A 13,276-nucleotide genomic window follows, 5' to 3' on the forward strand; every position below is an offset into this window, starting at 1 on the left:
GCTTTTTTTGTGTTTTTCTGAGTTTTGTTCTACGTTTTTGTGGGCGGGTGCGGGCGGCGACCCCTGTCCGCCGCCCGCACCGGGGTCGGGGGGATCAGGTGATCGCGTCCTCGATGATCAGCGCGTAGTTCTCTTCGCCTCGCTGGTTGGGGTGCAGGGGTGCGGCGAGGTTGGTGGGGACGAAGCCCTCGATCCAGCGGGCGGACGCGGAGCGGCAGATGTCGTGGCCGGCGCTCGGGGTGCGGACGTCCACGTACTCCGCGCCGTGTGCCGCGGACTGGGTGGCGATCACCGAGTTGAGGCGGTCGACGTTGGCCTGGAGGTAGTCGGCGTCGGTCGGCAGCACCGGCTGGACGGGCCAGCAGCCGCCGGGCTTGATGTAGAGGCCGTAGCCGGTGACCACCACACGGGCGTTCGGGGACTTGGCGTGGATGCCGTCGAGGACCGCGGCGAGCCTCGGGCCGACAGAATCGACCCGCGCGGCGACCTGGTCTACGCCGCCCGCGGTGTAGCGGCTTTTGCAGGTGGCCCCGAACGGGTTGAGCTGCACGCAGTCTTCGGCGATGCCCACGAGGCCCGCGTCGTTGCCGCCGATGGTGAGCGTCACAAGTGTGGTGTCGGCGGACAGCGCGTCGAACTGCGGCGGAGCGGTGCCCATGTCGACGCCGAGGAGGGACAGCGACTGTGGTTGGGTCATGTCCTTGGTGTCGGCGCCACTGCATGTGACGTCGCGCAGCTCGTCCACGCCCAGGCTCGCGGCGAGTTCGTGCGCGTAGTTGTTCGTCGAACGACCGCACGCCACCGGGCCCGTGATGTTCGGGATCAGCGGCCCGGACGCCATTGAGTCGCCGAGGGCGACGTACACCTGCCGGGCCTGGGCCGACGCCGCCGAGGCGGACGCGGCCCCGGTGCCCGCCACAAGCCCCAGCAGCGCCGCGGCCGCCAGGACGCCCTTACCGAGACGCCAGAACCCTTGCCGGTACCAGGACTTCACGATGCCTCCTGCTGGTCGCGGGACAGCGGAACCCACTGCCGCACATCATGCAGGTTGAAGATCCTCGGCTTAACTGGCCGGTAACGTAGAGTTCCGGCAAGGGTTTTGTGACACGTGACAACACGGCGCCGACGGCACCCGGCTACTCGCCGAGGTAAGCCTTGCGGACCGAGGGGTCGTCCAGCAGTTCCGGGCCCGTCCCGGAGAGCACTATCCGGCCGGTCTCCATGACGTATGCGCGGTCCGAAAGCGCCAGCGCCGCACGGGCGTTCTGCTCAACCAGCAGGATCGTCGTGCCGCCCGACTTCAGCTCGGCGACCGTGTCCATGATGCGCCGCGTCATGATCGGCGACAGGCCCATCGACGGCTCGTCGAGCATCAGCAGCTTGGGCCGGCACATCAGCGCCCGTCCCATCGCGAGCATCTGCTGCTCGCCGCCCGACAAGGTTCCCGCCGCCTGGCGCTTCCGCTCGCCGAGCACCGGGAACAGGTCGTACGCCCGCGCGACGTCCGCCGCGATGCCGTCCGCATCCCGCCGCAAGTACGCTCCCAGCAGCAGGTTTTCCTCGATCGACAGGCGCGGGAAGATGTGCCGGCCTTCGGGCGAGTGCGCAAGGCCCAGCGCCACGATCCGGTGCGCGGGCGTGCGGTGGATCGCCTTCCCGTCGAACTCCACGCTTCCGGCCGTCGCCCGCAGCAGTCCCGAAAGGGTTTGCAGCGTCGTCGTCTTGCCCGCGCCGTTCGCCCCGACCAGGCTGACGACCTCGCCCTCGTCGACGCGGAACGAGATGCCCTTGACGGCCTCGATGCGCCCGTACGCCACGCGCAGGCCCTCGACGTCGAGCAGGGCCCGCGACCGACCTCCCGCAGCGGCGGCCCCCGACTCCGCAGTCCCCGCTTCCGCGTGCTCAGCCGCCGCCTCCGTCTCCGTCTCAGCCGCCGCCTCCGTCTCCGCCGCCGCCTCCGCCGCCTCCGCCGCCGTCATGCCGGAACCTCCGAACTCTCCTGTGCCGCCGCGGACTCCTCGTACGGCTCACCCAGATACGCCGCGACGACCCGCTCGTCCGCCTGGACCGCCGTCGGCGGCCCCTCCACCAACTTGGCGCCCTGCACCAGCACCGCGACCCGGTCGCAGAGGTTGAAGATGAAGCGCATGTCGTGCTCGATCACCAGCACGGCCACCCCCCGGTCGCGGATCGCGAGGATCAACTCCTCGGTCTCCAACGTCTCCTGGGGGTTCATCCCGGCGGTCGGTTCGTCGAGCATCAGCAGTCCCGGGTCGCTCGCGAGCGCGCGGGCGATCTCCAGACGGCGCTGCCCGCCGTAGGGCAGGTTGCGGGCCATCCGGTCGGCCTGATCGGCCAGACCGGTGAACTCCAGCAGCTCCAAGGCCTTCTCGCGCGCAGACTCCTCCGCACGCCGGAAGCCTCGGCCGCGCCAGATGGCCGAGAACAGCCCTTCGCGCGTCCGGCAGAACCGGCCCACAAGCACGTTCTCCAGCACCGTCATGCCGCCGAACAGCCGGATGTTCTGGAACGTGCGGGCGATGCCCGCCTCCGTCACCCGGTGCGGCTTGGGCGGCAGGATCGCACCGTCGTAACGGACTTCGCCCTCCGTCGGGGAGTACAGCCCGGTCAGGCAGTTGAAGAACGTGGTCTTCCCGGCCCCGTTCGGACCGATCAGTCCCACGACCTCGCCGGGAGCGACCGTCAGGTCCACGCCGTTCACCGCGGTCAGCCCGCCGAACCGCATCGTGACCCCGCGTACGTCCAACAGCGTCATGCGCTTCACACCCCCGCCTTCGCGTCGACGTTCGGCTCTGTGTGGAACTCCGCCTCGTGCCCGCGGTCCCGGACCAGGCCCTCGGGCCGGAAACGCATCAGCAGGATCAACGCCACGCCGAAGGCCAGTAGTTGGCCTTCCTGGAGGAACTCCAGCTTCGCCGGGATCAGGTACAGCAGCGCGGCCCCCAGCAGCGGGCCGGTGATGCTGCCCATGCCGCCCAGCACCACCGCGGCCAGCAGGAAAGCCGAGTTCGGCGGCACCGGACCGGCGAACAGGTACTGCTCCGGAACCACGGTGTAGGTGATGTGCGCCTGCACGGTCCCGGCCAGTCCCGCCAGCGCGGCGCCCAGCGCGAACGCCATGAGCTTGAGCTTGAACGTGTTGATGCCCATCGCCCGCGCCGCGGTCTCGTCCTCCCGGATCGCCACCCAGCCGCGCCCGATCCGCGAGTCGCCGACCCGGCGGAAGACCAGCACCACGATCGCGGTCACCACGAGCAGCAGCAGGTAGTAGTTCGCGAAGCGGCCGAGCGTCACGCCGAACACCACGTGCTCGGCCCCGAAGTCGAAGCCCAGAATGTCGAGGTCCGGGATGTTCGGGATGCCGTTGGGACCGCCGGTCACGTCCGGGCCGGACACCCCGTCCAGGTTGTTGACCGTGATGCGGAAGATCTCACCGAACCCGAGCGTCACGATTGCCAGGTAGTCGCCGTGCAGACGCAACGTCGGCGCCCCGATGATCACGCCGAACAGCATCGCCGCCGCGGCGCCGGCCAACGCAGCTGCCCAGAAAGGGAGTTGAAAGCCGTGGATGGACGAGGCCGGGGACCCGGAGACCAGGGCCGCGGTGTACGCGCCGACGCCCAGGAACGCCACGTAGCCCAGGTCCAGCAGACCTGCGAGCCCGACGACCACGTTGAGGCCCAGCGCGACCGTCGCGAACACCAGGATGTTCGCGGCCACGGTGGCGTACCGGTCGTCCGACTGGGTGAACGGGAACGCCGCCGCCGCAAGGAACGCCGCGGCCGTGGTGACGCTGCGGTGCCGTGCGGTCAGGGCCGTCAGCCGTCGCGCGAGGCCCGCCCGCGCCAGCGCCGCGCAGCCGAATCCGACCGCGATCAGGAAGCCGCCGAAGAGCTGGCCGTACGACGTGCCGATGCCGTACGTGAACACCAGCAGCCCGAGCGCCAGCACCGCCGCGATGACCAGGATCTCCACGGCGTCCGGGAGTTCCCGGGCCGGACCGGGCTCCCGCGTGTCGTCGGGCAGCGCCCAGGCGCCCACGAGCGGCACCGCCGCGGCGACCGCCGCGACCACGCCGCCCGGCTCCAGGTTGGCCAGGCCGTCAAGTTCCACCGCGATGGCGATCACGGTGAACCAGGTGACCGCGAACCCGCCGAGCGCGAGCCGTCGGAGCGCGGCCGTCGCACCGGCCGGAACCAGCCAGCCGAGACCGCGCACGCCGTACGACGCCAGCGCGAACACCGCCACGGCCGCGCCGAGGATCAGCGTCAGCACCTGGAGCCCGCCCGGGTACCCGGTGACCGTCAGGTCGCCGGGGAACGCCGGCGTCCACGTCCAGGCGAGGAACGTCGAACCGGCAAGAGCCAGCCCACCCACCAGAGTTGCCGCCCGGGCCACCCGGGTCGGCAGCGGCACCCGGACGCGCCGCACCACGGCGGTACGAACAGCGGTCCGCGCGTCGGCGAGCGACGAGGGGGTCAGAGTGTCGAGTCCCATGCTTCTCACGCCCGATCCGCGACACGCGCGCCGAGCAGACCCTGCGGCCTGGCCAGCAGCACCACGATGAGCAGGACGAAGGCCCACACGTTGGCCCACGACCCGCCGCCGAACTGCCCCATCCCGGGCAGGTCCTGCACGTACGCCGAGGCCAGGGCCTCGGCCACGCCCAGGACGAGTCCGCCCAGCATCGCGCCGTAGATGTTGCCGATGCCGCCGAGTACCGCAGCCGTGAAGCCCTTGAGGCCGGTGACGAAGCCCATCTGGTAGTCGACTTGGCCGTACCGCAGCCCGTGCGCCACCGCGGCCACCGCGGCGAACGCCGCACCGACGGCGAAGGCGACGGTGATGACCCGGTCGGTGTCGATGCCCATCAGCCGTGCGGTGCCCGGGTCCTGGGCCGTGGCCTGCATCGCACGCCCGGTACGCGAGCGGACGAACGCCCCCAGCGCGAGCGTGCACAGCGGCGCCGCGGCGAGCAGGAACAGGTCCGCCGACTGGAGCGTCACATCGCCCAAGTGGTAGGGCCCACCGCCGAGTTGCGGGAAGGACCGAGCGGCTTTGGCGTCCGGGTAGAACAGGAACACGAGCTGCTGGAGCACCAGCGACAGCCCGATGGCCGTGATGAGCGGGGCGAGCCGGGGCGCGGTGCGCAGCGGGCGGTACGCGAACCGCTCCGCCAGCACCGCGACCAGCACCGAGGCGACGGCACCGCCGATCAGCATCAGCGGCACGGCGAACCACAGCGAGACGCCGTCGGGCAGGGCGAGGAACGCGGTCAGCGCGCCGAATCCGCCGATCATGAAGATCTCGCCGTGGGCGAAGTTGATGAGCTGGACGATGCCGTAGACCATCGTGTAGCCGATGGCGATCAGGCCGTACATCGACCCGAGCATCAGGCCGTTGGCCAGCTGTTGCGGCAACTCGTTCACTGCGGGGTTCCGCCCTGCGCCGGTGCGCCCGCCGATGCGCCCGCGTTGCCGACCGTCAGCTCGCCGCTCTTGACCGGCGCCCACTGGCCGCCCTTGACCTGGTACACCGTCAGCTGCTTGTTGGTGGTGTCGCCGAACTCGTCGAAGGACACGCGGCCGGTGACGCCGTCGAACGCCACCTTCTGGAGCGCCGCGAGCACCTTCGCGCGGGCGTCGCCCGGCAGCTTGCCGCCGTTGCCCTCGACCGTCGCCTTGACCGCCTGGATGAGCGCGGAGACGGCGTCGTAGGAGTAGCCGCCGTAGCCGCCGTACGGCTCCTTGAACCCGCCCTGGCCGTACGCCGCGACGAAGTCCTTCGCGGACGGCAGCGCCTCGACGGGCGCGCCCACCGAGGTCGCGTAGTCGCCCTCGCCGTTGCCGTTGGCCAGCTGGATGTACTTGGCGTCGTTCATGCCGTCGCCGCCCATGAGCGGGATCTGCGCGCCGGACTTCTTCAACTGGTCGGTGAACAGGCCGGAGTCGGCGTACTCCCCGCCGAAGTACACGGCCTCGGCACCGGAGGTCCGGATCTTCGTGACCACCGCGGAGAAGTCCTTCTCCCCGGAGTTGATGTGGTCCTCGCCGACGACCTGGCCGCCGATGCGGGTGAACTCGGCCTTGAAGGTGGAGGCCAGGCCGGCGCCGTACGCCTTCTTGTTGTCGACGACGAAGACCTTGCCCTTGGCCAGGTCGTTCTTCATGTACTGCGCGGCGAACGGGCCCTGCACGTCGTCTGTCGTGGCGGTGCGGAAATACGACGCGAACGGCCGCTTCTTGTCGCCGGACGCCCAGTTCTCGCCCTGGGTGAGCGCCGGGTTCGTGGTGGACGGCGACACCGCGGCCAGCTTGGCCTGGTCGAAGACCTTCTGCATCGACTGCGCGACCGAGGAGTTGAGCGGCCCGACGACCCCGAGGACGCGGTCGTCGGCGACGAACTTGGTGGCGTTCTGCTGGCCGTTGGACGGCTGGGCCAGGTCGTCGAGGGCTTCCAGCTTGAAGGTGACGCCGGGCACGAGGTTCTTCTCGTTGGCCTGGCGCACCGCGAGTTCGGCGGCGTTGCGGGCACCGAGGGCGAGGGCGGACAGGTCGCCGGTGAGCGGGCCGTCGAAGCCGATGACGACGGTGGACCCGCCCTGACCCGGTCCGGAGCCGTTCGCGCTGGAGCCGGCGTTGCCGGAGTCACGCGAACCGCACGCGGTCAGGGTCAGGGCGGCGGCGACGAGGGCCGCGGCCGTGGGCAGGGCGGAGCGGTGGCGCATGGGGACTTCCTCGGGGAACTGGACCGGAAAAGGGCAGGGCTAGGCGCCCTCGGGGCGGCGGGTGGACCGCCCCGAGGGAGCGAGGGGGAGCGAGGGGGAGTTCAGGGGTGACGGGGGCCGGTGGGCGGCCCGGCCGCGAGGCGGTGCGGCGGCCGGGCGCCCACGTCAGCGCGGGTGGATCAGAACTGGCTGTTGCGGAAGGGGTGTTCCGGGCGTCCCAGGTTCGGACGGCCGAGGGTTTCGCGCGAAGACACCGCGTAGATGCCGTGGTTGGTCATCACCCATACGATGTTGCGGTCCCACTCGACGTACACGCCGTGCGTCTGGTTGCCCTTCGCCCAGTCCGGGAACTCGCCGTTCTCGGTGGGCCAGTCCTTCGTCTTGGTGCCGTACGCCTTGGGCACGAAGTACGCGTCGATCTCCGGGCGCGACGGGTTGTCGACGTCGAAGATCTGCGCGCCCGCGTTGTAGAACCCGTAGACGAGCGTGCCGTTGTCCTGCTTGCCGGGGTTGGTGTAGTAGCCGGTGCGCTTGGGCCCGAAGCTGCCGCGGCGCTGGCAGTAGTCGGTGATCCCGGAGGACTTCGGCGGAGTGGGCCGCGGGAGCTGCCCGACGACGCGCGGCTTGGCGGGGTCGCGGGCGTCGATCTGCCAGATCGGCTTGTACGGCTCGTAGCAGTCCTCGGTGAGCGGGTAGCCCGAGAGGTAGATCATGCCGGTCTTCTCGTACTGCGACACGTCGATGTTGTCGCCCTCGGTACCGGCCACGGACGGCGGCAGATCGAGGTGGCTGACCTGCTTCATGTCGGCCGGGTTCGAGATGTCGAGCACGGTGAGGCCGTAGCCGCCCTGTACCGCGAAACCGTACTTGCCGCCCTTCTCGACGGGCTTGGGAATGAACAGCGGCATGCGCGCGCCCATCCACGAAGTCCGGTTGCCGCACCGCGGGTTCTTCGCGTACGCGGCCTCCTCGCCCTTCACCTGGCCTTCCAGGTGCCAGGTGTCCAGCAGCCGGGGCTTGGTCGGGTCCGACATGTCCCAGCTCTGGTAGCCCGCCGAGTGCAGGTTGGTCGGGTACTCGGTGTTGGCATAGGTGTCGTTCGGTGCGACGGCGAGGAACAGGTACTTGCCGCCGTCCCACATCGGTACGTCGAGCGATCCCGAGCCCTGCTGCGGCTTGGACAGGTCGCTCTTGAGCGGGTCGGCCTGCGTCGAGTCGGTGCTGACCGTCGCGAGCAGCTGCCAGTCCTTCTTGAGCGGCCCGTTGAGCTTGAAGACCTTGAAGCCCTTCAGGCCCTGCTTGGCGCGGACCGCGGCGACGCCGGCCGGGTTGTCGAACTTGTCCTTGCCCGGCTCGGGGTGCAGCTCGTCGATCTGGCGCTTGTCCTCGAAGGACATGACCATGACGTAGGAGTTGAGCCTGGCGTTCCACTGGATGGTGGTCGCGCCCCAGTAGTCGTAGGCGGCCCAGGAGCCGTTCGCCTTCGACTCGTCGCCGTCCACGTCGTTGCGGCTCATGCGCTCGACGACCTTGACGTTGCGCACGTCGGTGATGTCGTAGACGCGGCCCTCGGACCGGTCGTACTGGAACATGTACCGGCGGCCGTTGAAGTCGACGATGTTCTGCCACGTGTGGAAGAAGTCCGGCGTGAAGTCGGCGCCTTCGTAAGCGGCTTCCACCTTGACGTTCTTGCTGTACGACTTGGTGTCGTAGTCGTCCATGCGCCCCGGGAACGGATGCGGGTTCTCCTCGTCGACCGGGGTCGACGCCGGGTGCAGGAAGCTGCCGTCCAACTGCATGCCGTAGCTGCCCGGATCGGCGGGCTGCGGACGGCTGTTGTCGCAGACGAACGGGATGTTCGGGTCCGTGGCGGCACCCGTTCCAGGTGTCGCCGCGGCCGGGGCGGCGTCCGTGGCCGTACTGTTCGCGGAGCCGTTCGCGGGGGCGAGCAGTGCCGCGGTGGTGGCGGTGGCCACGGCCGCGGCCACGAACGCCCCGGATCTCCGGGTGAGCGGGAGACCGGTGATGGTGCGGGGGACGCGCATAGGGACGGTCCTTCCGTCGCGGGTGTCGGTTTTCGGGCAGGGTGAAACCGGGAGTTGGCGCGGAGCACATGCGCGGGGCGGGAACGGGCCCCGGAAAAGGGAGTCGGTGACGGGACTTCAGGTGCTCTGGTGCTCTGATCCCAGGTGCTCAGGTGCTCAGGTGCTTTGGTGCTTTGGTGCTCTGATCTCCGGTGCTCAGGTGACGGTGGAACGCGCCGCGAACCGGCCGTCGGCGTACTCGCGTTCCTCGGTGATGCGCAGCAGTTCGGCGGCCAGCCCGGCGACGTCGGCGTGGGTGACGTACAGGGCGTTGAAGCCGAACCGCAGAATGTCCGGAGCCCGCATGTCGCCGATGTAGCCCCGCGCGATCAGCGCCTGGACCATCGGGTACGCGTGCTCGTGGCGCAACGACACCTGGCTGCCGCGCCGTTCGGGGTCCCGCGGGGTCGCCACGGTGAAGCCCAGGCCGTCGAGCAGGGTGTCCGCGCAGTCGAGGAAGAACCCGGTCAGGGACGTCGACTTCGCGCGCAGAGCCTTCATGTCCACGCCGTCGAACGCGGTCAGCGCGGCTTCCAGGGCCAGCATCGACAGCAGCGGCGGCGTGCCGATCCGGGCCCGGGAGATGCCCGGGGCCGGGGTATAGGTGCCGTGCATCCCGAACGGCTCGGCATGCCCGTGCCATCCGGTGATCGCGTGGTCGAACGCGTCCTGGTGGCGCGCCGCGACGTAGACGAACGCCGGCGCCCCCGGGCCGCCGGACAGGTACTTGTAACCGCAGCCCACAGCGAAGTCGGCGCCGATCGCGTCGAGTTCGACCGGTACGGCGCCCGCGGCGTGGCAGAGGTCCCACAGCACGACCGCGCCGGCCGCGTGCACGGCGTCGGTGAGTGCGGCCATGTCGTACAACTCGCCGGTGCGGTAGTCGACCGGGCCGTACGCCGCCACCGCGACGTCGGGCCCGTCGGCGGCCAGCACGCCGGGCAGTTCGCGCACCGGGACGCGGCGCACGGTCAACCCGAGCGTGCGGGCGACCGCGTCCGCGATGTACTGGTCGGTCGGGAAGTGGTCCGGGTCGGTCAGCAGCAGCGTGCGGCCGGGGCGCAGGCGGGCGGCACCGGTGAGCGCGTTGTAGAGCTGCACGCTCGTCGAATCGCCGCACACCACCTGGCCCTTCGCGGCACCGACGAGGCGGCCGACGGTGTCGCCGATCCGCGTCGGGGCGTCCCACCAGTCGTTGTCGTTCCACGAGCGGATGAGGTCGGTGCCCCACTGGCGGCGCACCGCGTCCTCGACCGCGTCCGGAACGGCGGCCGGGAGCGCGCCGAGGGAGTTGCCGTCCAGATAGACGACGCCCTCGGGGAGCAGGAACCGGTCGCGGAGCGCGGCGAGTCCGTCGGCCGCGTCCAGTTCGGCCGCCCGGTCGTGGAGCCGCTTTGCCCGTATCGCGGCGGCGGCGTCGAAGCCGGTCATCGGGTCTCCCGGGTGATCGTGCCGTTCGTACGGTCGGAACCCGCCGCGCCGACGGGGACGTTCGTGCTGCGGTTCACGACGCCCGGACCGCCGCGGGCCCGGCCGGGGCCGACCAGGTCGTCGAGGCCGAACAGGCGTGCGGCGTTGCCGCCGAGCAGCGCGTTCTTCTGCGCCGAGGTCAGCTCGCTCGCCCGGATCAGCGCACCCGGATCGGCCTCGCCCAGCGGGAACGGGTAGTCGGTGCCGAGCAGTACGCGGTCGCTGCCCATGACGTCGACCAGCAGGCGCAGCGACCGCGGGTCGAAGACCGCGGAGTCCACGTGGAAGCGGTCGAGGTAGCCGGACGGCGGCAGCGGGCTGTCCTTGCGGACGATGTCCCGCCGGTGCCAGGCGTTGTCGGCCCGCCCGAGCAGGTACGGGAACGAGCCGCCGCCGTGCGCGAACAGCAGGCGCAGGTCGGCCGGGATGCGCTCGAACGCCCCGGACAGCGCCAGCCGCAGGATCGACAGCTGTGTCTCGGCGGTCATGCCGACCAGCCACGCGAGCATGTAGTCGTCGGTGCGCGGGTTCTCCGGCATGTCCCACGGGTGCACGAGGACGGCGGCGCCCTCGTGCGCGCAGTGGGTGAGGAACTCGGTGACCGCGCCGTGGTCGAGGTCGTGCGGTCCGACGTGGTTGCCGAGGTGCACGCCGCGGTGGCCGGCGCGGACGGCCCGGGTCACCGACTCGCACGCCGCCTCGGTGTCCTGCATCGGAACCTGGCACAGCGGCACGAGGCGGTCGGGGGCCTGCGCGCAGAAGTCGAGCATCTGCGCGTTGACGCGGTCGCACCACTCGGCGGCGCGGGCCACGTCGGCGTCGTACCCGAACATCAGCGGCGTGCTGGACACCACCTGGATGTCGACGCCCGAGGCGTCCATCTCGGCGACGCGGACGGCCGGGTCCCACAGGGCCCGGGTGACGGGGCGGTACTCGGTGTCGCCGAGCATCATCATGCCGCTGCCGTCGCCGTGGTCGCGCAGCCACGGGCCGTCGTGGTCGCGCAGCACGCCCGCGTCGGCGCGCGAGATCCGGGGGAAGACGTGCGCGTGCACGTCGATGACGGTCATGGTGCCTGGGTTTCCTGACGGGTCTTGTCGGTGTGCGGGCGGAGGTCGTCGGGCCAGTCGCGGCCCGGGTGCAGCGCGCCGCACTGCGGGCAGGTCCGTGCGTCGTCGTCCGCGTAGAAGCCCGCGAAGACGGGCGGGAGGTCGTCGACGATCGACTGCAACTGCAGCTCACTGCGGTGCACGAGGTGGTGGCACGACATGCAGTACCACTCGAACGCGTCGCGCGCTCCGGCCGGACGGGCGAACTCGACGACGAGGCCGATGCTCCCCGGCTCGGGCCGCTGCGGCGAGTGCCGCAGGTGCGCGGGCGCGAGGAAGATGTCGCCCTCGCGGATCGGGATGTCGCGCGGCGGCTTCCCGTCCTCCTCCATGACGCGCAGGACCATGTCGCCGCGCAGCTGGTAGAAGAACTCCTCGATGGGGTCGTCGTGGAAGTCGGTGCGCCGGTTCGGGCCGCCGACCAGCGTCACCATCAGGTCGGCGTCCTGCCAGATCTGGACGTTGCCGACCGGCGGCTTGAGGAGGTGGCGGTTCGCCTCGATCCAGGCGTCGAGGTTGAACGCGCTGAGGTTGAACGCGTTGCGGCGGTACGGGGCGCGCGGCGTGCTGCCGGACATGGGCGCTCCTAGGTGGTCTGGTGGCGTTCCGTCAGGACGAGGGCGAACTGTTCGGATGGTCCCGAAGTTCGGGAACGTACGCCGTCGCGCTGATCTCGATCAAGAGGTGGGGGTGCGGCAGCTGGTGCACCGCGACCGTGGTGCGCGCGGGCCCGGACTCGTCGAAGAACTCCGCGTACACCTCGTTGTAGCCGCCGAAGTCGTTCATGTTGACCAGGTACGTCGTCACCGACACCACGTCGGCGAGCGAACCGCCCGCGGCCCGGACGATGTCGCCGATGTTCCCGATCACCGCGCGCGTCTGCTCGCGGATGTCCAGGTCGGTGACGCCCATCGGGTCGGCGGACGCCCCGGCGAAGGTGCCGTCGGGGCGCCGCGAGCTGGTGCCGGACACGAAGACGAAGTCGCCGGCGCGCCGGAAGTGCGGGAACCGGCCGCGCGGTCGGGCCTTCCCGGGCACGATCCCCGGAGCGCCGCTCATCGCGCGTCCCCCGCTGCGGACGCGGTCACCTCGACCGAGCCGAGCCCGTCGACCGTCGCCCGCACGTGCGCGCCCGGTTCCAGGGGTACGGCGGCCGTCGCGGCACCCGCGAGCACCACCCATCCCGGCTGGAGCGTCGTGCCGTACGCGGCCGCCAGGCGCGCCGCCGCGGCGAGCGAGCGCACCGGATGGCCCAGGATCGCCGCCGTGCTGCCGGCCTGCGCCAGGCGGCCGTCCACTTCGAGCAGCACCCCGAGGTTGCCGAGGTCGACGCCGTCGGCCGGGTGCCAGGGGCCGGTGGAGAAGCCCGCGGACGACGCGTTGTCGGCGACGACCTCGGGGAGGGTGAAGGAGAACCCGGCGTAGCGCGAGTCGATGACCTCGACGGCGGCGGCCACCGCTGCCACGGCCGCGAGCGGGTCGCTGTTGTCGGCCCCCGCCCCCAGCGGGGCGTCGAGCAGGAACGCGACCTCGGGCTCGATGCGCGGGTGCAGCAGGGCCCCGACGTCGACCGTGCCGCCGTCGGGGACGTACATGCCGTCCGTCAGGCTGCCGTGGATCAGGTCGTGTACGCCCATCTGACGCATCTTGGCGACCGAGGTGAAGCCCATCTTGAAGCCGGTCATGCGGTCGCCACGGGCGAGGCGGCGGCCCACGACCGCGCGCTGCACCGCGTACGCGTCCGCAAGCGGCACACCGGCCAGTTCGGTCGGCCCCGCCACGGGCTTGCGGGACACCGCCGCGTCGTCCAGGGTGTCGGCCCAGCGCTCGACCATGCCGGTCATGCGGAGTCTCCGTTCACGAGG

11 protein-coding genes and 1 pseudogene are annotated in these 13,276 nt (G+C 70.9%); all 12 read right to left on the minus strand.

Going from position 1 to position 13,276, the window contains the following annotated elements; genetic code table 11:
• Positions 1 to 94 precede the first annotated feature (94 nt).
• Complete coding sequence (locus tag AB0C36_RS29480) at positions 95 to 994, minus strand: SGNH/GDSL hydrolase family protein (RefSeq protein ID WP_358359820.1); 900 nt, start codon at positions 992 to 994, stop codon at positions 95 to 97.
• A gap of 142 nt (positions 995 to 1,136) precedes the next feature.
• Entirely contained in the window at positions 1,137 to 1,979 is an 843-nt protein-coding gene (locus AB0C36_RS29485) for an ABC transporter ATP-binding protein (RefSeq protein ID WP_358359823.1), read from the minus strand.
• A pseudogene (locus tag AB0C36_RS29490) lies at positions 1,979 to 2,776 on the minus strand (ABC transporter ATP-binding protein); the annotation flags it as partial. The gene AB0C36_RS29485 and the pseudogene AB0C36_RS29490, both read right to left, overlap by 1 nt.
• A 5-nt stretch (positions 2,777 to 2,781) precedes the next feature.
• Positions 2,782 to 4,518 (minus strand): branched-chain amino acid ABC transporter permease, encoded by a 1,737-nt coding sequence (locus tag AB0C36_RS29495; RefSeq protein ID WP_358359825.1) that lies wholly within the window; start codon positions 4,516 to 4,518, stop codon positions 2,782 to 2,784.
• A gap of 5 nt (positions 4,519 to 4,523) precedes the next feature.
• A complete protein-coding gene (locus AB0C36_RS29500; protein WP_358359827.1) occupies positions 4,524 to 5,450 on the minus strand; it encodes a branched-chain amino acid ABC transporter permease in 927 nt (308 codons plus the stop codon).
• Positions 5,447 to 6,748 carry a branched-chain amino acid ABC transporter substrate-binding protein gene (locus AB0C36_RS29505; protein ID WP_358359830.1) on the minus strand — a complete coding sequence of 434 codons (1,302 nt, stop codon included), beginning with the start codon at positions 6,746 to 6,748 and terminating at the stop codon, positions 5,447 to 5,449. Before AB0C36_RS29505 ends, AB0C36_RS29500 begins: the two co-directional genes overlap by 4 nt.
• 179 nt (positions 6,749 to 6,927) lie before the next feature.
• Entirely contained in the window at positions 6,928 to 8,793 is a 1,866-nt protein-coding gene (locus AB0C36_RS29510; protein ID WP_358359832.1) for an LVIVD repeat-containing protein, read from the minus strand.
• A 195-nt stretch (positions 8,794 to 8,988) separates the two neighbouring features.
• The gene (gene kynU / locus AB0C36_RS29515; RefSeq protein ID WP_358359835.1) at positions 8,989 to 10,263 is read right to left on the minus strand and encodes a kynureninase; all 1,275 of its coding nucleotides are present in this window, start codon (positions 10,261 to 10,263) and stop codon (positions 8,989 to 8,991) included.
• Positions 10,260 to 11,372: an amidohydrolase family protein gene (locus AB0C36_RS29520; protein WP_358359837.1), complete on the minus strand. Its 1,113-nt coding sequence runs from the start codon at positions 11,370 to 11,372 to the stop codon at positions 10,260 to 10,262. Before AB0C36_RS29520 ends, kynU begins: the two co-directional genes overlap by 4 nt.
• Complete coding sequence (locus tag AB0C36_RS29525; RefSeq protein WP_358359839.1) at positions 11,369 to 11,989, minus strand: 3-hydroxyanthranilate 3,4-dioxygenase; 621 nt, start codon at positions 11,987 to 11,989, stop codon at positions 11,369 to 11,371. The genes AB0C36_RS29520 and AB0C36_RS29525 overlap by 4 nt, the downstream gene beginning before the upstream one ends.
• Before the next feature lie 31 nt (positions 11,990 to 12,020).
• A complete protein-coding gene (locus AB0C36_RS29530) occupies positions 12,021 to 12,470 on the minus strand; it encodes a RidA family protein (protein WP_358359841.1) in 450 nt (149 codons plus the stop codon).
• Positions 12,467 to 13,255, minus strand: a complete 789-nt coding sequence (locus tag AB0C36_RS29535) for a 2-keto-4-pentenoate hydratase (protein ID WP_358359843.1) — start codon at positions 13,253 to 13,255, stop codon at positions 12,467 to 12,469. The genes AB0C36_RS29530 and AB0C36_RS29535 overlap by 4 nt, the downstream gene beginning before the upstream one ends.
• Between the last annotated feature and the right edge of the window lie 21 nt (positions 13,256 to 13,276).

The organism is Streptodolium elevatio, from assembly GCF_040649515.1.
GTDB classification, from domain to species: Bacteria; Actinomycetota; Actinomycetes; order Streptomycetales; family Streptomycetaceae; genus Yinghuangia; species Yinghuangia elevatio.